Here is a 20,600-nt window from a genome sequence, read left to right as displayed (position 1 = left end):
TAATTTTGCGGTCTGTGGTATCATGTTATTCGGAGTCTTTAGAAAAAACAGGGAGGATTTGTAATGTCCAAGTATGTTATCAGCTGCTGCTCTACCGCAGATCTGAGCAAGGAACATTTTGAAAAAAGAGATATTAAATATGTATGTTTCCACTTTGAGATAGATGGTAAACAATATCTTGATGATGGTAAATATCCTATTGCTGATTTCTATAAAGCTATGGCAGACGGTGCCATGACCAGAACATCCCAGGTTAATACAGAAGAATACGTTGATCATTTTAAGCCTTTTCTTGAAAAAGGTTATGATATACTTCATCTTACACTTAGTTCCGGAATATCCGGTTCTATCAATTCTGCAAATATAGCTGCAGATATCCTTACAAGCGAGTTCCCCGGCAGAAAGATTTATATCGTGGATTCACTTGCCGCTTCATCTGGATTCGGACTTCTTATGGATGAGATTGCCGACAGAAGAGATGCCGGCATGAATATAGACGAGCTCCGTGATTGGACTCTTGAACACAGACTTGATATCAATCACTGGTTCTTCACAACAGACCTTACATACCTTGTAAGAGGCGGAAGAGTTTCAAAGGCAGCCGGCTTCTTCGGCGGTGCCCTTAAGATCTGCCCTCTTCTCAATGTAGACTTTGAAGGTCACCTCATTGCAAGAGCAAAGCTCCGCGGAAAAACAGCCGTTATAAGAGCAGCTGCCAATAAGATGCTTGAATGTGCTGAGGGTGGCGCCGACTATAACGGCAAATGCTATATTTCCCAGTCAGCCTGCAGAGAAGATGCTGATGCACTCATAGCTGAGATTGAGAAACTTATTCCTGCCATGAAGGGCAAAGTCGAAGTCTATGATATCGGTACTACAATCGGAAGCCACACAGGCCCCGGAACAGTAGCCCTCTTCTTTGTTGGTAAGAAGCGCATTGACTAAATGATTATATAAAAAAATGTGCCGGACACCTTCGTTTTTGAAAGTGTCCGGCATTTTTTATTCCTGAACCTCAGCGATAACGTAAAGTCTGGTATCGTCTGTTCTGAACATTCTGGTATCCTCACCGTAGCCTGTTCCGCCATAGTCAGGTCCAAGACGCACACCACAGCTGTTGGCAACGCCGCCGGTAGTTGTGATCTCTTCTTTTTCACTCTGCATCTTGTAGAATTTATCTATCATTCCATGGATGATTCCATTCTGCTTCACATGAATGGGAGCCATTGTATTTATAAGGCTTCCAAAGGCCTTGATGTTGATCTTAACCTGACGATTGGCAATTCTGTATACCTTGTCAGGATCAAGTCCCATGGTTCTAAGTGCCAGGTAATCATCATTAGGTCTGCATTCCTTCTGGAAAATAAGGGCAACAGCCAGTGACTTATCTTTTGATACAGCCATAAAGCGGTATTTATCAAGTCTGTAGAAATCACCGAACTGGAATACTTTTCTCCATTCCTTGTAAAATGCAACCTGGTCTGCAACCTGCTTTTTCTGCTCATCAGACAGTTCGTTTAAGTTAAGCTCATATCCAAAGCAGCCAAATGCAGCCACTGAGAATCTGGTCTCAAGCGGAACTGTGTGCAGTGTCTGATGATTGGGACATGCAGATACGTGAGCACCATAGCTGTTAACAGGATATCCGTAGCTGTAGCCTCTCTGAATATCCATTCTGCATACTGCATCGGTATCATCGCTTCCCCAAATCTGTGGGAAGTAGCTCAGGATACCAAGGTCAAATCTGTTACCGCCTGATGAACATCCTTCGAAAAGAATCTCAGGGAACTTTTTGGTAAGTTCTCCCATAACTCTGTAAAGGCCAAGGTAATATCTATGGGTGAATTCCTTCATGCGCTCAGCAGGAAGCTCTCTTGAAAATGTATCGGAGAAAACTCTGTTCATATCCCACTTGATATATGAGATATTTGCCGATGAAAATACCTTGCTCATGGCATCTATGATGTAATCCTGAACGTCCTTCCTTGTGAAATCAAGGATCATCTGATTTCTGCCAAGTGAATGGGGACGATTCGGTATTCTCACTGCCCACTCAGGATGAGCTCTGAAAAGATCAGAGTCTTCATTTACCATCTCTGGCTCAACCCAGAGACCAAAGCTCATTCCAAGACCGTTTATCTTATCAGCAAGTCCCTTTAATCCATCCGGAAGCTTTTTGGTATTTACTGTCCAGTCGCCAAGACCTGCCTTATCATCGTTTCTCTTGCCAAACCAGCCATCGTCAAGAACGAATAATTCGATACCTGCCTTAGCTGCATCTTTTGCTATTCTAAGGAGCTTTCCTTCATCAAAATCAAAATATGTTGCTTCCCAGTTGTTAATAAGAATAGGTCTTTCTTTGTCACGCCATACGCCGCGAACGATATGCTTTCTTACGAAATCGTGCATTTTGGTGCTCATTCCGTGGAAGCCCTTGTCAGAGAAAGTCATGACCGCTTCGGGAGCTTCGAATTTCTCACCGGCATCAAGAGTCCATGAAAAGCCTGTGGGCTGAATTCCGCTGACGAAACGTGAAAGGAAGGTTCCGTTTGCAGAAAGAGCACTGTAATGATTGCCACTGTAAATGAGATTAAGGCCGTAAACATCGCCTGCTTCCTCAGTAGCATTCGGATCACTTACCATAGTGAAGGGATTACTTCTGCTTCCTGACTCACCTGCTGAGATTTCTTCGTTAACAACTTTTCCTGCCTTGCAGATGCTGTCAGACATATTCATCTCATCAGCCCAGCGTCCGTGGAAGCTTGTAAGCTTAAGACCCACCTTCTGGAAATCCAGCTGGTTGGACAAAAGTCTGTCCACTACAACCTTTTCCTGGCTGTCATTATATAAAACGGAAGTGCGGGTGATTGTGTCGCACTCGGGATAAACCTTGTAAATAAGATCAAGACGAAGGCCATACTCCTTATCCTTAAGGGTAAGCACAAGCTGTGAAGCCTTATCTAAAGCTCCGCTCTCAAATTTCAGTTCCTGTCCGTCATCATAGGAGCTGGGCAAAGTATCAAGAGCTGAAATCTCATCAAAAATCTCAGCACTATCAAAAAGAAAATCACTTGTAAGGGAGCCGTCTGCGTGAGAAACCTCGATAAGAGGCTCGCGGATATCGCCTTTTCCAAAAGAAGACATCTCAAGAGGCATAACCTCGAGACAAAGTGGATAGTGTTCAGTCGAATACACTATCATGTTACCACCCTCATGGCGATGCTTGATCTCCATGGCCTTAGCCATCTGAAGGACTATTTTGCTGTCCTCCTTATCGCCCTTTAAAAGTTCTTCATACTGTCCACCGGAAAGGATGGATTTTCCATAATGAATATGCTCCACATGACCTGATGGAAGCACCTGAAGAAAATAGCTGCTGTTTTTTGTCTGCAGCAGAAATACGTTCTCATTTCTGATTATCATTTTAAAGTCCCCACTTTAATTTTTATTTGTCTACGCAAATACCCCTCATGATTATATCTATCATAACCTGAAGTGCATCTTCATAGGTAGTATTTCCCTCAAGAAGTACATCTGAGCTTAAAAATCTCTCGATAGAAGCCTCTGTCATAGCCTTGATTACAGGAATAGGAAGGTCCCTTACCTTGCCCTCTGCAATACCTTTCTCAATAAGACCGATGGTATCGCCCCAGTCGTTCTCAAGTCTCTTCTGAACCTTGGCATAAATCTTGGGATACTTATCCTTAAGAGTAAAAACTTTACGGAAATCAACATCCCTGTACTTATCAGGCATGCAGATCATTATTTTCTCAATCTTCTCTACAGTAGAAAGGCTGTCATCAGCAAGAACCTCTGCCTCTTTCTCTTTAATGGAATCAAAGCAGTAATCTACAAGAGCATCAAAAATCTCTTCCTTATCGTCAAACTCCTTGTAGATGGTCTTCTTACTCATATGAAGATCGGATGCTACATCATCCATGGTGAATTTGGATCCTTTTTCCTTGAACTCTGTAAGTACTGCTTCAAGGATTTTTACTCTGGTATCGTTCATAAAAACTCCTTACTTTCTTTTAAACACTGGTTAAGCAACAGATGTCGGGAACTTGTTTTTACTTTTCAGTTTCCATGACTATATACTATCAAATATTAAGTCGATATTCAATCATTTTCGAAAATCGACTTCGTTTCCTTCCGTTAAGCTTATTTTCTATATAAAGCTTTGGATTTTCAGAAGACGTATCTGACATATAAACATTTTATCACGAAACAGTTTCCATGAAATACATGAACTTATGAAATAACTATAAACTTTAAATTCTCTATTACGATTAATGATATTATTATATTAAGAATACATTTTCTGATTCGCAGCTGATGCAAAAGGCATTACCACGAATAGAAAAAACGGAACCTGACTGATCAGATTCCGCCTATTCAACTAATTATGAGGAGGTAAAGCTATGGCTCACAATACAAGAAACATCTGTATGAATTGTGGCAGACTGTTCACTGCCAGAGAAAGCAACCATGCTTTTTGCTCCCTTGAATGTAAGAGAATGTACTCCAATCACTCAGGCTACAGATGCAGGGATTGCAGAAATGCAGGTTGTAAGGTCAGAAATAACTCCCTGGTAAACTCACCTCCGGATTGTGAGAATCTGCAGCTTCATAAGTCATATAAGGCATCCCCGCCCAAGTAATTTTCACGAAGCTTCAGGCTCCAAGCTCTACCGGAACGGAATTGTTGCTCATTCCGTCTTTCATGGATTTTACATATTCACCGATATATTTAGGTGCTTCTTTTCCATACTTTTCAAGAAGCTTTACTATGGCCGATCCAACAATTGCTCCGTCGGAAATATCGGCCATTTTTTTTGCCTGCTGAGGTGTAGAAATTCCAAAGCCTATTGCGCAGGGGATGTCCGTGTTTTCCCTAACAAGCTCAACCATGGATGCAAGGTCGGTATTTATCTCGCTTCTTGCTCCCGTTACTCCAAGACTTGATACGATATATAGGAATCCACTGGCCTCTTTTGCTATCATGGCAATTCTCTGTCTGGATGTCGGCGCAATAAGAGATATAAAATCAATGCAATACTTATCGCATGTTTCAGAGAACTCTTCTTTTTCCTCAAAGGCTATGTCCGGAAGGATCAGTCCGTCCATTCCTATTTCTTTGCAGGTCTTAACGAATCTCTCGATGCCATATGAAAAAACTACATTTGCATAGGTCATGAAAACCATGGGAACGTCTACGTCTTTTCTAAGGTCTTTTACAAATTCAAATATTTTATCTGTAGTTATGCCACCTGCAAGAGCGCGGATATTGGCTCCCTGAATTACGGGGCCTTCCGCAGTTGGATCTGAGAAAGGTATTCCAAGCTCGATGAGATCAGCACCGTTCTTTGCTGCCTCTCTCACTGCTTTTCCTGTGGTCTCGAGGTCGGGATCTCCGCAGGTTATAAATGCTATAAATGCTTTTCCGTTTTCAAATGCTTTCTTTATATTACTCATTGATGTCCTCCCCTCTGTATCTTGCGATTGCAGCACAGTCCTTATCGCCTCTTCCTGAGATGGTTACTATTATTATCTGGTCTTTGCTCATTGTGGGTGCAAGCTTGATTGCATGTGCCACTGCGTGAGCTGATTCAATTGCCGGGATGATTCCCTCTGTTCTTGAAAGGTATTCAAAAGCATCTACTGCTTCATCATCGGTAACAGGCACGTATTCTGCTCTGTGTATGTCGTGAAGATGTGCATGCTCCGGTCCGACACCGGGATAATCAAGTCCTGCCGAGATGGAGTATACAGGAGCGATCTGTCCGTATTCATCCTGACAGAAGTAGGATTTCATTCCGTGGAAAATACCAAGTTTTCCGGTATTTACAGTGGCTGCGGTTTCAAAGGTATCGATGCCTCGTCCTGCTGCCTCACAGCCTATCAGCTTAACGCCTTCATCATTGATATAGTGATAGAAGCTTCCGATTGCATTTGATCCGCCACCAACACAGGCAACGATTGCATCGGGAAGACGTCCTTCTTTTTCAAGTATCTGAGCTCTTGATTCTCTTGAAATCACTGCCTGGAAATCTCTTACGATCGTGGGGAAAGGATGGGGGCCCATTACAGAACCAAGGCAGTAATGTGTGTCATCTATTCTGGTGGTCCACTCACGCATAGCCTCTGATACAGCATCCTTAAGTGTGGCTGTACCTGATGTTACGGGAATAACTTCAGATCCAAGCAGTCTCATTCTGTACACGTTCAGAGCCTGTCTTTTTGTATCCTCTTCTCCCATGAATACAACGCACTCCATTCCCATGAGCGCTGCAGCTGTAGCTGTCGCAACTCCGTGCTGTCCTGCTCCGGTCTCGGCTATAAGTCTTGTCTTACCCATTTTCTTTGCGAGAAGTGCCTGTCCAAGAACATTATTTATTTTGTGTGAACCTGTGTGGTTTAAGTCCTCTCTCTTTAAGTAGATCTTTGCTCCGCCCAGGTCCTTTGTCATTTTCTCTGCATAATAAAGTCTTGAAGGTCTGCCTGCATACTCATCCAAAAGCTCTGTTAGTTCTCTGTTGAATTCAGGATCATTTTTGTAATGCTCATAGGCTTCTTCCAGCTCAATTACTGCATTCATTAGTGTTTCAGGAATGTACTGTCCTCCATGAATTCCAAATCTTCCTTTTTTGTCTGTACTCATAATCTCCTCCTATTAGTGAAGTTCTGTTCCTGATCTTGCGAGTGGCTCTGCTTCTCACGCAAATAAAATAGGATTTCGCTTGCGAAATCTTCGCGCGCGAGTGTCGCATGATGTCCGGGGGACATCAGCTCTGCGACGACCGAAGTGGAACGAAGACATTGCGAAGCAATAAACTTCATTTCCACGAGCTGCGCATCCACACGGAGTGTTTTTATCTTATAGGAAATCCGCAGGAATTTCCTATAAGATAAAAAAAGTCCCTGACAGAAAAATCTATTTTCTGTCAAGGACGAATCATCTAATAATCCGCGGTGCCACCTTGAATTCATGGACTTCCATGCGCCTCACAGGATACCAACATATCCCAGGCAACTAACGTATGCCTTCACGTCGTAGAATACTCAGCTTAAAATCGGCAGCTCTGATATCGCTTCAAAACTCAGAACACATTCGATTCCGGAAATTACATATTTCCTATCTCGCTTTTGATCTACGCCCTCAGTGGTCCATTTGACAATTTGTTTCTCACCCGCTCTCAGCTTCCCGGGCTCTCTGTAAAGGCATCACTGCCGTTATCTCCACTTCAACGGTTTAAAGTATTAAGTTGTACATATTCTACTCTCATGGTCCTGCATCGTCAAGGTACGAATTTAATTTTTTGTAAGATTAATTTTGCTCTCATAGGAGATATGTTTTTATTTTCTTTTCTATAATCCTTACATCCAGCGGATTGGACTCTGATTCCATTGATATAAGTACTCGGTCTCCAACAATATATCCACTTTTTTCATATAGCTGTAGCTTTCCAAAATTCTTTATCGCATAATCCTCTTCAGAGACTAATCCCAAATGTTCCCAGTAGTATGTCTTCCTCTTTCGAACATTTAGAATGATAAAATCAGGATAGACTATTTTCCCACCACGTAATTCAAGGGCAGGCTCATAGCAATATGGAATTTCATACTTGTTGAACAAATCCGCCAGGATTTTTTCAGACTTTGATCTGACATATTCTCCTTTTGCAGTTACATATCTTCCATGTTCCGGATACAAATTTTTTTCGCCTTCATGCTGCTTAAGCCAATTTTTGATATATTCTTCATCCGAAGGAATAATTGGCTCAACTATAGCCTTTCTTGCTTCCCCCATGTGCTCGTAAACATTTTCTATTGCTGATGAATCATACAATTGTAGAAACCTGTTTATCTGGTAATTCAAATTTCTCATGGTTTTAAGAGTTTTCTCTTCATAATCTCTTTGAGCTATTTTCCTGGCCAAGTCCTTGTCCTTATCCTTTACATATTTGGGCTTTGAATCTCCTTCCACAATGTAGTAATGATACCCATTTTTTCGATTTGAGACTCTTAACAATTTGTTTTCTAAGCCAATATAGTTCCTAGCTCTTCTTTCTGTTTTATCTATAAGAGATTCAATTTCTTTCATTTGTTGTTTTAATTGTTTTGAATAACTTTCCAAAAATTTCTCCTTCCGTCAATTGTATCGCTTACGAAAGAAGCGAATACCATTTCATTTTTTAACATTTTTCTTTTGTCATAATTCTTCTAATACCCTGCGGGTAGTGAAAACACGCATACTAAAGTCACATTCTGATTAACGTGTCTTTGCATTGTATAACTAAGGCGCACAAACACGTATATTAGAGCAAGTATTCCTATATACGTGTCTTTGTAATCGCTTTTGTGACGCATTTCTTGTACCTCCTGTTATATTCGTGTCTGGGTACTGAAATACTGTGACGCATTATCTCTATACGAATTCCGCTGCGTGTCCACCGCTCCCCTACTAGCCATAGGCAATCACGCATTTGGGGTAAAGCCAATCATATGCGTGTTGGATTTTCAAATCGTCGACACGTGCGTTAACAAATTAGGCTCAAATGCGTGTCTTTATAGCATATTCCTCTTCTTTTTCCTTTTTAAAAACCGTTTTTAAAAAACAAACTGCACTAATATCCTAAAATGTGTCACTCATCATTAACGTGCATATCTTCGATAAATGTATCCACAATCAGTTTGCTATGCCGGAGTTCGAGCGTAATAGCTCCGCTTTTATCGGTTCTGTAAATGCCTGTGCCAATGTTCTCAAGTCTCTCCACAAGTTCCTTGTGAGGATGACCATAGCGGTTGTCTACGCCGCAGCTGATAAGCGAGATCTGAGGTCTTGTTAGCTCTAAAAATTCTTCATCTGTGGTATAACCGCTGCCGTGGTGTGCAACCTTAAGCAGCGTCAGATTCTTAAATTCATCTGGATTACTGCGGATATAATCCTTTAGATTATCCTGTCCCGTGCCTTCTACATCTCCTGTAAAAAGACCACTGAAGTCTCCGCACTTTAACAGCAATATTGTAGAATAAGCGTTTGGCTCATCCGTCACCATTTTAGGCACGGGGCCGATGCACTTAATACGAAGATCCTTGGAATCAGGCGCCGTTCCGGCTGCACGCCCATTAATACTAAATGGATTAAAGCTCTTTCCTATAGCATCAAGATTAATCTCATCTCCCTGCTTCACATAAGACGTAGGAATTTCAAGCCCTGCTGCCTTCGCTTCAAGCATCCGGTAATTATCTCCTTTTGAAGCTTCGCCAATATCCGGCAGGATCAGATTTCTGATTCTGATATTACTTCTTCTCTCTTCCATCATCCCCATAAGCTCAAGAATACCGCTCATATGATCTTCATCCTCATGGGTAAGAATAACCGCATCAAGAGCACCAATACCCTCGTATGATAGAAATGGCACAAGTTGATATTTAGCCACATCCTTTTTGGAAGTACTTCCTCCATCGATCATCATGTGAATCCCCTTTGACTCAATAACAATTCCGTCTCCCGTCGAGCACTATATCTTGTGCTTTAATGTAGCACTGAAACTATATATAGTTTTATTCTCTTTTTCACCTATCTATTTCGCGAAAGTACATACAAAAAAGCCTTAGCTATATATTCATTCATAGCCAAGGCTTTCCTTATTAGCGATTATTTAAATAATCATCAATACATTGTCTAGCACGAACCGTATCTCTTATTTCTGACCTGCTTGGTTCATACTGATGTTTCCAAGGTTTACATAACCAACATCCGCAGCCCATATGGGCTTTTGAGAATTTCCCATCGGGAATATATTGTTTTTCCTTCCAGATGGATTTCCAAATTCTCTTCTTATGAGCTATTGCTCTGTTTCTGACGCTTCTCCTATAGGCCCTTGTTCTTCCCATAGCATCACCACCTTTGATAATATTTACCTTCCCTGCAGGAAGTATCAAAGGTAAATTACCTTCCTACAGGTTAGGCATGTGGTGATGTCTTAAAAATACTATTTTCATATTACTAATCCCCATATCTTAAATCGAATATGTTTTCAGTATCAATTATACAGCAGTATTTGTCTCATTGCTCATCCTCAATCTCCATATCCATATTCTCAACATTTGCATCTTCCTCAGAGCATAGACCGCCAAATATTATGTCATACTCTACTGCATCAATCTTCCCATCCTTATTAAGATCAAACGGAGTATCTTTTATAAAATCATATGGACCCATATAGCCTTCTTCCTGTAATAATACACACTTATTCCATTTGCCAATAAATGGTATAAACCAATTAGTTACTGAATTTTGATCTTTACTATTGTTTTGTAATTATATTTATATTCAAGCTCGATCGTGCCAGCTGTATCAGGGACCTTCCAATAAGCATCAAATGATGTTTTCCTGCCGGGAGATATCTCACCACATTGTCCAGAATGGAATGAAGCCACATCACAATAAGAATCATCCGCATAACAATTAAATGAGTATGGTGATATATACATGCTTGAAGTTCCAATATTCTCTACAGTAAATGAAACACTTATATATTTCATTCCATGTCCATATACTTGTCCATCATATGTAGGATTATACGTCCAATACTCAAGCTCTGCACCAGTAATAGACATCTTTACCCCACCAATAGTAAAAGTGTCCCCAACCTTCACCATATCATTATTAGTCGCTGACTGCTCTTCCGGTGCCACCGTTTCATTTGTCTCAGCTTTATCCTGTTCACCTGTTGATTCAGCATAATTATTTGCAAGAGCATCAGCTGCGTTGACGCCATTCATAGCACCCTTAAGAATTTTTACATTGTCTTTTTCTGTTTGGGATAATAATCCCTCTATAGATGCCATATCATCTATCATATCCCCTTCATCAAAATACTCCCAATACCAAAATCTATTAAGGAAATAAGAAAGGACATCCTCCTTACCAAATCTATACTTATGTTTAGCGTAAATCTCATTAATAATCATCTGATATACGCTACGTCCAGTAATAGTTCCTTTATTTACTTCTGATATTGATGCAACATCCTCATCTGTCAAAACTTTTTCATATACATCTGGATAAATATAGTCATCTTTTTCATCATTGAATCCGCAAAAACAATCACAAGTATCACTTGTATCATTATAAAAAAGGACATAATCCTCTAATGTATCACCCCTATCAGAATAGTTATCATAAATCTTTGTTATCATATTATTCCATAAATTCTGAAATGGCTCGTCTGTATCAGATACCTTTATAGATGGTGAATAAAGAGTATATACACGGTCAAGTTCAATCCCTTTTGGATTATCTTTTATATAACGAACACCATCCTCTATCCATTCTTCTGGAGTACTACTAAATTCAAGCTTCGATAGTTTTAATAAATACTCATCATTATCCCCTTGCATAAACTCCGTAAATTGCCCCGTAAATGATGATACATATTTCGTTCCATTTGGATAATCTGCTGCCGTATCAGTACTTGTTTTAATTGATATGCCTTTAAAATGTCCATTAGCTTTAATATGAATCGAGGTCTGCCAATTTGTTCCATCGGAATATCGAAATGCATATGGTAAATCATTTGGAAGTTCACTTATTGAACTATATGATATATTGCTTTTTTCTTCAGCTGAGTCACTTGATTCTTCAGTTAAAGTGCTTGATTCTTCCGCAGTATTTGATTCCTCTTCCTCAGCTTGAGGCACATCTTCAACCACCTCTTCTTCCTTTACTTCAGGAGTATCTTTACTAGCTGTACTGTTGTCTGCTTTATTTGGACTCTTACCATAAGTTTCCTCGGCAAGTTGTACTTCATGGCTTTCCCTCATGTTGCTTCTAAAAGTAAAAATCAACACTAGCATAATAACAAGCAATATAAATGCAGAAATAGCTACTCCAGCAATAATAAAAGGCATTTTTCTATCTGGATGAATAATATCATGATGTGAAGAATAACTATTTTCATAGTTCGTGTTCGGACTAGGTGCTGAACCATAATGATTACCTATATTATTAGTGTTAATATCCACTGCATTATAATTCTGCATAGATGAAGCATTTGTATTTCCATCTACTACTTTAGCCCCGCAATTAGTACAAAATGAGCTATCATCAGGTATTTGTTTTCCACATTTTCTGCAATACATACATTACGCCTTTCTAATTAATATGCACTAAAGCCACTTCGCCGCTTAACTAGTCTTAACAGATTCATCAATAATCACAGCTTTTCAAACATCTATATTTGGTACCATAAGTCATCCCATTTTCTTCTTTATTATCACTCTGATAAATTCAAAAGCTTCCTCGATATCCCTTTGCCTGTCGTTTTCTGAAATTTTGAACTTAATATTACTTTCCTTGTAATGTCCTAAACTATCATTCCTAGGGCCTAATGGATGATCCCCTTTAACAGTTACAAGCGATTCCCTTAGAAATTCTTCGCTAGCAATTTCCCTTCCTACCCATACAGATACTACTTCAGGATTTTTGCTGTTCTTATTTTGCAAGTAAACCCTAAGTCTATGCTCAGGTCCTGCAATCTTAGGATCATATCGCATTTCAAATCGCACTTCAGGCTTTCCATGCTCCTTAACTTCTCCAGACATTTCAGAAACAAGGTAATTTCCCATAATGTCTCTGACTCGTTTTTGCCAAAACTTATCTCTAAGAGGCGCAGAACTGTACTCTTTACTACTTATGTCATTTCCTTTTTTAGCCTCAAACATAACAAGACGTTTACACTCAGAAATGCACTCATCAGAAGATTCCATGTAATAGTACCAAGTCCCATCGTCTGCCTGCTCACAATGATAGGACGTGTTCTCTTTCCAATCTTCTGTAGCATTGAAGATTTTGTATGATTCGTCTAAAACTTCTATCCCACAAACCAATAATTCTTGAAAACGAATATTAATGCATTCATCCTCGGCAGAAACAGTAACAGGGATACTTTTAAGTTCTGTTCTAAGCCACTCTAATAAATTGTCGCGTTTGGTTTCAATTATAGTCCCTTTATACTCCATCGTTTCCGACCTCTATACTAATCTTTTCTTTCAACAACTGAAGATTATCTTCTATATGTTCCAGATCAACAAAATGTACATGCACATGAGTCTCCATGCTTGGGTCCATACTCACATACTCAATTGGTTTATGATCTCTCATCTCTTCTGTTTCCGGATACAAGAGCCAAATCTCAGGTGTTTCATACTTCTTAGAATATGCATACATTTGATACATATCAGCTTGTGATATCCCGTAGTTGAGATAATCATTATCCATCAGCCTCTTCCATTTTGTATCCATAACGATGGTCCGATCGCCTCGTTTCATCACAATATCAGGCCGCAGAGCAAATTGGCTGCGTGGTTCATCGAATAAGTAGTATCCATGATCCTGGCTTGATACCAACCAACCATCGGGCATAAACGCTTTCTTCATTTCTCTAGCCACATAACTCTCGTACACCTTTTCCATCGGGAATAAAAGCGCCCTTGATGTAGTATCACCTGAAAAGGTCGTAAAACTCCTGTTAAGCAGAAAAACTTTGGACCATTTCATAAGCATGTCATAATCCTTGGTATTCCTATCAATCACAACTTTTGAGAAGTCCTTTTCATAATTTGACGATGGCTCCACCATCTCAAAATGAGTTAACATCTGCCTTATCTCTTTAGAATTCTCAGCACTGGATGATATTTTTTGCAGTTTGAGCAAGGTCGATTTTATCAATCTATTTTCTGGCCTATTGGGATGGAACTCTTCATATGACACATAGAAACGTTCCCTATGAGCAACATTTGCTTTTATATGCTGATTAACCAGTAGTTTCCCTTTATAAAATCTTAGATTATCCTCCGTTTCTATATATGAAGATCTTATGCCTCTCTTAAGGAGCTGCCTCACTTCCTGTAAGTACATATTTATAAACAGCTCATAGAGGTTCATTTTACTGACTTTTAATGAAGCCTCATTAAAAATCTTTCCTGGAAAATCCTTCATACTTCGGAGCATTTTCAGGAATACCTTCTTTGTACGCTCGTTGCCAGCATCATCACCACTATCGAATGTTATCTTTGGCAGAACCTGAATCTGGAATCCATTCTTAAGCTGAATCAATCCCACATAATTCTTTAGAGTAATAACATCTCCATAAGGTTTCTTATAACCAATGCGCATAAATTCAAGAGCATCAGAGTCACCTTCCTCCATGCTCGTGTATTCCTTAGCAAAATCCATTACCCATGAAAACTCTGTTTCACTAAGGCTTTTGAAGTTATAATCATCCGAATACTCACTTTCCCGAATGATCGAATCAAATTCTTTTACTTCAACTAAGCGCTGCATATAAATTCCTATATGGTATCACTGATCTCTTTATAACTCTGAATATAGTCACATGCACTCATCTGGACTTTATACTTCCTTCCTGAGATATCCAGTGTGTCTATGCTGGTCGGATTCCCCTTAAATACTTTCCTCAAGTCATAATCCTCTTCCTTAACGAATGCATACTCAGAAGATGATTTGCCATTGTCTCCCAACACGAGTTGAATCTTTTCATAGTCTTCATAGAAGTATTCCTGTAAAAGCGGAATAACATTATTCTTGAAGATATCTGATAGGGTCTTTAACGAAGGATTGTCCCTTAACTTCATGAAAAATGCGTGCCCTATAGTATGTTCCCTATCAAAAAGGTATTCTATTCGCTGGTTTATAACTCTAAGCAGCTCCTCGACATTTACACTGGTATTACCATCAGATACAGTAATGCCTCTAAGCAGTCCTGGATCTGGCATTTTTTCCACAAAATCAAATCGTCTTCTTAAAGCAGTGTCCATAAGAGCAATTGATCTATCAGCCGTGTTCATAGTCCCCAATATATATACATTATCTGGAACACTGAACGGAGTTTTTGAATATGGAAGAATAGCTTCCATTGCTTCTTTTTCTCCTGAACGCTTTGTAGTTTCAATAAGTGTGATTAACTCACCAAATATCTTAGATATGTTACCTCTGTTTATTTCATCAATAATGAAAACATATCTTTTATCGTTCTTTAGTTCTTTATATGCCCCAGAATCTATGAGCATTCTTTGTACATTTGATGGAACACAATTCTTCAGTCTTGAAATGACAAATCTAGGAAAAGCGATTCCATTATTGTATTCTTTGAGATCAGCAGACATATCATATGCTAACCACTTTACTTTTCTTGCAAAATGATGACTATCTAACTTATCATCCCAAAAGGCATCGCCCTCCTCGAAAATTCCAACCGCTCTTATTATTCCATGTCCCAAGCTTGCCAATACATAATCACCAGGCTCAATATCATATTTATACCAACGGAGAAACTCATGCTCATCTTTTCCTCCTAGTGCTGAATTCTTTATTTCTTCTTCAGTAAAGTCCATGCGTATAGTACCTTCTTCTATACAGAAATCCAGTATCTCTTGCGCAGTCTTTTTTTCATCTGGATAAATTTTTATATACCATGATGTAGCATCATTGTTTATTTCTATATCCGGAGCATCAATTTTAGATCTAGCTTTATCGCAGAACACCTTAAAAATACCTGGTTCCACAGTATAAGATATGTCATCCTTATCTGAGTCCATCACTGGTCTAATACCCTCTATAAATTCCTCATACCCATACGATTGATGAAAAGTTGTAAAAGCTATCTGGTTTTCTTCTTTATAAGCTTCATACCTTGCTTTTACAGCTTCATAATTATCAGATGCTTCAGCGTATACTTCCTTTGTTTCTTTTCCTTCGATAATAGCTACAGCATAAATCATAGAATTATATGTTTTACCTGTTCCAGGAGGGCCATATAAAATTGTATTTAATCCAATCTCTTTATTCATGCTCTGTGCTTCCTCAGCTTTTACTTCTATTTCAGGTTCTGTTAAACCAATAACATACTCGTAATATGGTATTAGCTCTCCTACAGCTGCAAGGAGCTTTTCATGATAATATTCATTACTTTCATCCGAAGGACGTTCTATATACCTACATAGTTGTACCTTTCTTAACTCGCCATTTCTAAGCTGTTCTCTTATTTCATTCTGCGGCTTTTTGAGTTCCTCTGGATTCCCCCATTCATTACTGCCTGAAACAAATACAAAACCAGCGTCGTTATCTATAGGAATATCAAGATAAGAATGATACCTTTCCATTGTTTTCTTATCTGTTCCATCATTTTTTATTTCAAGACTTATTCGATATCTAGTCCCGAGGGTTCCATTTTTCTCAACAAAAATTGATATACTGATCGGGTCATCTGCATATTGGCTATATTTCATCTGGGCCCATAGATACTTTCTTGTCTTAGTATTTGACCCATCAAGCCAAGATAAAGGTAGGCATTTATCCAGGTTGTATTTTTGCCTGCATGCATCCGCCATCTTCTTCATTTCAGCCACAACCCACTGACCCTTTTCTTTTACTTTCAGAAGGCGATCTTTCTCATTTGCACTAATCCCTGGGTCTTCTGGATTTGAGTATGGGACTTCCATATTATTTTCTAAATAATTCAGAACACCTATGTAATCAATACCTGACACTGCTGCATCTCCTATCATCTGCATTTCATATTTTGTATCAGCTAACTGCGTAAATAAGGCTATAGGATATGATTCCGGATTATTGTATCCAGAAACCATTTCAGCCAGATCACTGTTCCAAAATAGTCTTGTTCTTGCATGCTCATTTTCACGCTGAATAGACGCACTATACTCTTTGCCTTTATAAATAAGCAGGATATTCTTCTTTCCTCCGAGTTCAAGCTTATCCACCCCAAAGAACCATCTGATATCTTTAGGAATTCCTGATCCATTATAATCAAAGAAAGATTTATCTGTTTTCTTAGCACAAACCAGATTGCTTTTTATGGTCCATGAATCAAAGGTGCCCATTCTTGAAGCATTTATTCTATCTGCAATTTCAGTAAGTTGTTCCACACATGAATGCGTATTTATGCTTGAAGGAGTTTGAACCCCGTTATCAGCCAGAAAAGTCCTCAATATACTTTTCTGATCTCCAGTCGGTGTTTGATTAGTTAGAGCATTTTCTATATGCGGATATGGATTATCTTCTTTTTCGTTTCTTGAAATTAGATTGTAGGGAATTCCATTTATCTTGATCTGCTTCATAAAGCACCTCGAATTATGATTTTTCGTCGTAATTCCATTATAGATTTCACTTAAGAAGAACATATAAAATATAGATAAAATAAGTATAAAACTGCCCTTAGTTATGCGCAACAATCCCATTATATAAAGCTTATTCCATTCTATTCAAAGCCCATATCATTACATTTGCATTTATATTTATAATATGTTATTATCACTTCTCGTCGCGGCAATATCTGCCATGTTTTCACTGAAAGGATTTATTATATGACTTATACAGATATTCAGAACGAACGCTACTTTTTAACGCTCATAAAAAAGAAAAACATTATAGAAATTATGTCCAAAAACACCGGACACACTTGGAAAATTGAAGATAAAAAGATTTGCTTCGACCTATCCCATTCTCATGCCTTTTATTCAGATTATCATTATCAGACATCATTTGGTACCCTGGTCGAAGCTATAGATTACATAAAAGAACATGACATTTTTCAGTTAGGCGGCAGAAAGAGATCTAGGAAAAAGCCGGCATATGCTCTTAACATTAAATAATGTCTTATCCTACACAGACATTTTTTACTGTTCCGTCCAGAAATCTTACTTCAAAATGCTCTTTGCTATGAACTACTATTCTCTCTAGTACAAGCATTACATGTTCTGGTACTACTTCACTGATATTTCCTTCCTCAACCATCATTTTCATTTGCCTTGCTCTAAGCCTTTGAAGCGGATCCCCTTCAACGATTTGTTCATCCCACTTGAGGATATTTGGATCCTTCTCTTGCACTATGGTATTCCAGGCGATTATAAAAGCTTTATTTAGCCTCTCCTCTTCAACAAGAGGGCCTTTGCAGGAATCTTTAGATGGATTCTTTTTGCCCTCGCAAAACCATTTCTTATTGCCATTAGTATCAGCATTTCTACGTGTATAAATTTTGCCGCAGCATCCGCAAACAACTTTACGAGAAAATCCTCCAAGCCCGGAATAATATTTAAGGAATCCTACCTCATTTCTATATTTTTCTCTTCGCTGAAGCTCCAATTGTACCGCTAGCCATTCGTCCTTTGGAATAATTGCCTCGTGATCATTCTCAACAAAATACTGATCAACTTCCCCATAATTTTTGACCTGTTTCTTTGACAAGTAGTCCTCGCAGTATGTCTTTTGCATGAGAAGGTCTCCACAATGTTTCTCGTTTTCAAGCATGGCCCTAACAACAGCACACGCCCATGTCCCATTATTTATACCCCTTACCTTATCATCTCTAAGTTCTCTACATATCAGGGCTATTGGCGCACCTTCCAAGAATCTTGTGTATATCCTTCTCACAATCTTTGCTTGTTCCTTATTTATTACAAGCTTTCCATTTTCGTCCTTATCATATCCCATAAAAGAGGTTGTATTGATTAGTGGTTTGCCATTTTTAAAGCCGTGCCTGATTCCCCACTTACTATTCTCCGAGATATTCCTTGACTCTTCCTGTGCAAGCGAGCTAAGAATTGTGAAAAGCAGTTCACCTGATGCATCTAATGTATTTATATTTTCCTTTTCAAAATAAATGCCTATTCCAAGGCTCTTAAGGTGTCTTGAGTACTTAAGGCAATCCTGAGTATTCCTGGCAAATCTTGAAATCGATTTTGTTATAACATAGTCAATCTTCCCATTATCACAGTCTTCAATCATTCTATTGAAACCGTCTCGTTTTCTTGTACTTGTTCCTGTAATTGCCTCATCAGCATAAATACCTGCCATTTCATATTCTGGCTTGTTATTTATGTATTGGGTATAGTACTGCACTTGATTCTCGAAAGAGTTTATCTGCTCCTCATGTTCTGTAGATACTCTACAATATGCAGCAACCCTTAATCTTTTATCACCTGCTTGTCCTCTCTTTTCTGATCGGACGTATTTCTTTGCAGGTATAACTGTAACACTTTTCTTCACCCTTTCTTTCCTCCTTTATCAAATAGTAGCCAGCCTCCTCTGGCAAGTTATCAAGTTTTTCTTTTGGCACACATACACCTTTGCAATACTCATTTCCAAAGTCCAGGTGCCCGCCACAAGTAAATCTTATATGCCCACCAACATCAACTATCTTTCTAAGTAAGCTTCCGCATTCTGCACAGAATATTCTGCGATAATAAAAACATTTATCATTCGTATATTCTTTGGCAGGTATTTTCTTATTGCTATGATCTTTCTTCCAGGTGCTTTCCTTTACGTATTTGTATTGCTGATGTATAGGTCTGCTTTTGTCGAAGCTAACATATACGTGGCCATCTATTTTCCCCCAACTCTCTATTACTTTCTGAGGAACAGGCTTATTGCTACAAAACTTGCTTCCATACTTTCTTCGATTTGAACATAAAAATGTGTATTCTATTCCTGACTTCTTTTTTTGTGGTCTCATCAAGCCACCGCATTCTGCGCAAAATATCATGTCTTTATATGGATAGTTTTCTGTAGTCATGGGCTTTAGTTGAACTCTCGCATGCCTATTATCTCTCCTGGCATCAATGCATTTATTGGCCTCATCCCACAGCTTCCTTGATACTATCGCCGGATGATCATTCTTTATGTAATAAGATGGCAGGTTCCCATAATTCTTCCTGGACATTTTCTTTTCATCAGTATAGGTCGATTGCATTATGTAATCCCCTTTATACTGGACATTTCTTATTGTCTTAGTAATAAATACTCTAGTAACCGGTTGTCCCTGTTTATTGGTTATTCCGGCTTCCTTACATTTTCTTACAACCTCAACAGTACTGTAATTTTGCTTTACCCAGGTAAAAATCTGTTTTACGTTCTTTGCTTCATCACGATTAACAACTACATTCATTTCTTTATCCATATCGAATCCAAGAACGTTCTGAATATTGTAAAATGGCTTGCAGTCATCAAATCGTCTTTTATAATTTAGATTTGCTAGGTCTTTGTATGTATCACTCTCTCCTTGAGCAAATGCAGCATAAATAGTAAGAAGAAGCTCCCCTTCCTCTGTAAGGGTATTCATATTTTGAAGTTCAAAAAAAATACCGATTCCAAGTTCTTTTAGCTCTCTTGAAGCCTTAAGAACGGTATCGGTATTTCTTGCAAATCTTGTCACTGATTTAGTTATTATAAGATCAATCTTTCCTTGTCTTGCATCTTTCATCATTCTTTGGAATCCCGGTCTTCGTTCCACATAACCTGAAATTCCTTGATCATAGTAAACATCGACAAACTCGTATGTAGGATTCTCCTTAATCATCTTAGTATAGTAATCAATCTGGTTTTCAATCGATGTCTCTTGCTCGTCAGAGATAGATGAAACTCTACAGTAAGCAGCGGCTTTAATCTTTCCTTTTTTCTTTTTTCCTTTTATGACTTCAACTGTCATAGCCTTCCTCCTCGTAGTGTCACATGTTACCTCTGTATTCAGCTAATAGCAACGTTTGATCCAAATAAA

16 protein-coding genes are annotated in these 20,600 nt (G+C 38.8%); 2 read left to right on the top strand and 14 right to left on the bottom strand.

Annotation, left to right across the window (positions count from 1 at the left end):
* Nucleotides 1–63: 63 nt before the first annotated feature.
* Nucleotides 64–945, top strand: a complete 882-nt coding sequence (locus G610_RS0101225) for a DegV family protein (protein ID WP_026523323.1) — start codon at nt 64–66, stop codon at nt 943–945.
* A gap of 57 nt (nt 946–1,002) precedes the next feature.
* Here the strand turns inward: G610_RS0101225 and G610_RS0101220 are convergent, their stop codons facing one another.
* Together G610_RS0101220 and G610_RS0101215 are read right to left on the bottom strand one after the other, a co-directional pair.
* Nucleotides 1,003–3,423 (bottom strand): alpha-galactosidase, encoded by a 2,421-nt coding sequence (locus G610_RS0101220; RefSeq protein ID WP_026523322.1) that lies wholly within the window; start codon nt 3,421–3,423, stop codon nt 1,003–1,005.
* Nucleotides 3,424–3,445: 22 nt separating this feature from the next.
* Nucleotides 3,446–4,012 (bottom strand): TetR/AcrR family transcriptional regulator, encoded by a 567-nt coding sequence (locus G610_RS0101215; protein WP_026523321.1) that lies wholly within the window; start codon nt 4,010–4,012, stop codon nt 3,446–3,448.
* A 409-nt stretch (nt 4,013–4,421) separates the two neighbouring features.
* On the opposite strand from G610_RS0101215, the gene G610_RS0101210 reads away from it, so the two are divergent.
* Entirely contained in the window at nt 4,422–4,661 is a 240-nt protein-coding gene (locus G610_RS0101210) for a hypothetical protein (protein WP_026523320.1), read from the top strand.
* 13 nt (nt 4,662–4,674) lie between these two features.
* Here G610_RS0101210 and trpA read toward each other — a convergent pair whose 3' ends face one another.
* From trpA to G610_RS21820, 12 genes are all read right to left on the bottom strand, one after another.
* On the bottom strand, nt 4,675–5,475 hold the full coding sequence (gene trpA, locus G610_RS0101205; protein ID WP_026523319.1) for a tryptophan synthase subunit alpha: 801 nt from the start codon (nt 5,473–5,475) through the stop codon (nt 4,675–4,677).
* Nucleotides 5,468–6,661, bottom strand: a complete 1,194-nt coding sequence (trpB, locus tag G610_RS0101200) for a tryptophan synthase subunit beta (protein WP_035796541.1) — start codon at nt 6,659–6,661, stop codon at nt 5,468–5,470. The genes trpA and trpB overlap by 8 nt, the downstream gene beginning before the upstream one ends.
* A gap of 678 nt (nt 6,662–7,339) precedes the next feature.
* The gene (locus tag G610_RS21830) at nt 7,340–8,137 is read right to left on the bottom strand and encodes a hypothetical protein (RefSeq protein WP_026523316.1); all 798 of its coding nucleotides are present in this window, start codon (nt 8,135–8,137) and stop codon (nt 7,340–7,342) included.
* Nucleotides 8,138–8,645: 508 nt separating this feature from the next.
* Complete coding sequence (locus G610_RS0101180; RefSeq protein WP_256379768.1) at nt 8,646–9,500, bottom strand: ComEC/Rec2 family competence protein; 855 nt, start codon at nt 9,498–9,500, stop codon at nt 8,646–8,648.
* A gap of 154 nt (nt 9,501–9,654) precedes the next feature.
* Nucleotides 9,655–9,948: a hypothetical protein gene (locus G610_RS0101175; RefSeq protein ID WP_026523314.1), complete on the bottom strand. Its 294-nt coding sequence runs from the start codon at nt 9,946–9,948 to the stop codon at nt 9,655–9,657.
* 124 nt (nt 9,949–10,072) lie between these two features.
* Nucleotides 10,073–10,228, bottom strand: coding sequence for a hypothetical protein (locus tag G610_RS22900; RefSeq protein WP_155830930.1), 156 nt, complete (start codon nt 10,226–10,228; stop codon nt 10,073–10,075).
* Nucleotides 10,229–10,293: 65 nt separating this feature from the next.
* On the bottom strand, nt 10,294–12,150 hold the full coding sequence (locus tag G610_RS0101165; RefSeq protein WP_026523313.1) for a zinc-ribbon domain-containing protein: 1,857 nt from the start codon (nt 12,148–12,150) through the stop codon (nt 10,294–10,296).
* 111 nt (nt 12,151–12,261) lie between these two features.
* Nucleotides 12,262–13,029 carry a hypothetical protein gene (locus G610_RS0101160; RefSeq protein ID WP_026523312.1) on the bottom strand — a complete coding sequence of 256 codons (768 nt, stop codon included), beginning with the start codon at nt 13,027–13,029 and terminating at the stop codon, nt 12,262–12,264.
* Nucleotides 13,019–14,353, bottom strand: a complete 1,335-nt coding sequence (locus G610_RS0101155; RefSeq protein WP_026523311.1) for an McrC family protein — start codon at nt 14,351–14,353, stop codon at nt 13,019–13,021. The genes G610_RS0101160 and G610_RS0101155 overlap by 11 nt, the downstream gene beginning before the upstream one ends.
* An 8-nt stretch (nt 14,354–14,361) precedes the next feature.
* Nucleotides 14,362–17,166: an McrB family protein gene (locus G610_RS23410; RefSeq protein ID WP_051197429.1), complete on the bottom strand. Its 2,805-nt coding sequence runs from the start codon at nt 17,164–17,166 to the stop codon at nt 14,362–14,364.
* Between the two features lie 538 nt (nt 17,167–17,704).
* The gene (locus G610_RS0101140) at nt 17,705–19,093 is read right to left on the bottom strand and encodes a recombinase family protein (protein ID WP_026523309.1); all 1,389 of its coding nucleotides are present in this window, start codon (nt 19,091–19,093) and stop codon (nt 17,705–17,707) included.
* Nucleotides 19,023–20,531: a recombinase family protein gene (locus G610_RS21820; RefSeq protein WP_051197427.1), complete on the bottom strand. Its 1,509-nt coding sequence runs from the start codon at nt 20,529–20,531 to the stop codon at nt 19,023–19,025. Before G610_RS21820 ends, G610_RS0101140 begins: the two co-directional genes overlap by 71 nt.
* Between the last annotated feature and the right edge of the window lie 69 nt (nt 20,532–20,600).

Source organism: Butyrivibrio sp. MB2005, assembly GCF_000424285.1.
Classification (GTDB): domain Bacteria; phylum Bacillota; class Clostridia; order Lachnospirales; family Lachnospiraceae; genus Butyrivibrio.
Note: the sequence above shows the minus strand (reverse complement) of the source record. Positions and strands in the feature narration are given on the sequence as shown.

Coding starts and splice junctions, on each gene's coding strand:
- G610_RS0101225 (WP_026523323.1), top strand. CDS start 64: ATGTCCAAGTATGTTATCAGCTGCTGCTCTACCGCAGATCTGAGCAAG.
- G610_RS0101220 (WP_026523322.1), bottom strand. CDS start 3,423: ATGATAATCAGAAATGAGAACGTATTTCTGCTGCAGACAAAAAACAGC.
- G610_RS0101215 (WP_026523321.1), bottom strand. CDS start 4,012: ATGAACGATACCAGAGTAAAAATCCTTGAAGCAGTACTTACAGAGTTC.
- G610_RS0101210 (WP_026523320.1), top strand. CDS start 4,422: ATGGCTCACAATACAAGAAACATCTGTATGAATTGTGGCAGACTGTTC.
- trpA (WP_026523319.1), bottom strand. CDS start 5,475: ATGAGTAATATAAAGAAAGCATTTGAAAACGGAAAAGCATTTATAGCA.
- trpB (WP_035796541.1), bottom strand. CDS start 6,661: ATGAGTACAGACAAAAAAGGAAGATTTGGAATTCATGGAGGACAGTAC.
- G610_RS22900 (WP_155830930.1), bottom strand. CDS start 10,228: ATGGGTCCATATGATTTTATAAAAGATACTCCGTTTGATCTTAATAAG.
- G610_RS0101165 (WP_026523313.1), bottom strand. CDS start 12,150: ATGTATTGCAGAAAATGTGGAAAACAAATACCTGATGATAGCTCATTT.
- G610_RS0101160 (WP_026523312.1), bottom strand. CDS start 13,029: ATGGAGTATAAAGGGACTATAATTGAAACCAAACGCGACAATTTATTA.
- G610_RS0101155 (WP_026523311.1), bottom strand. CDS start 14,353: ATGCAGCGCTTAGTTGAAGTAAAAGAATTTGATTCGATCATTCGGGAA.
- G610_RS23410 (WP_051197429.1), bottom strand. CDS start 17,166: ATGAAGCAGATCAAGATAAATGGAATTCCCTACAATCTAATTTCAAGA.
- G610_RS21820 (WP_051197427.1), bottom strand. CDS start 20,531: ATGACAGTTGAAGTCATAAAAGGAAAAAAGAAAAAAGGAAAGATTAAA.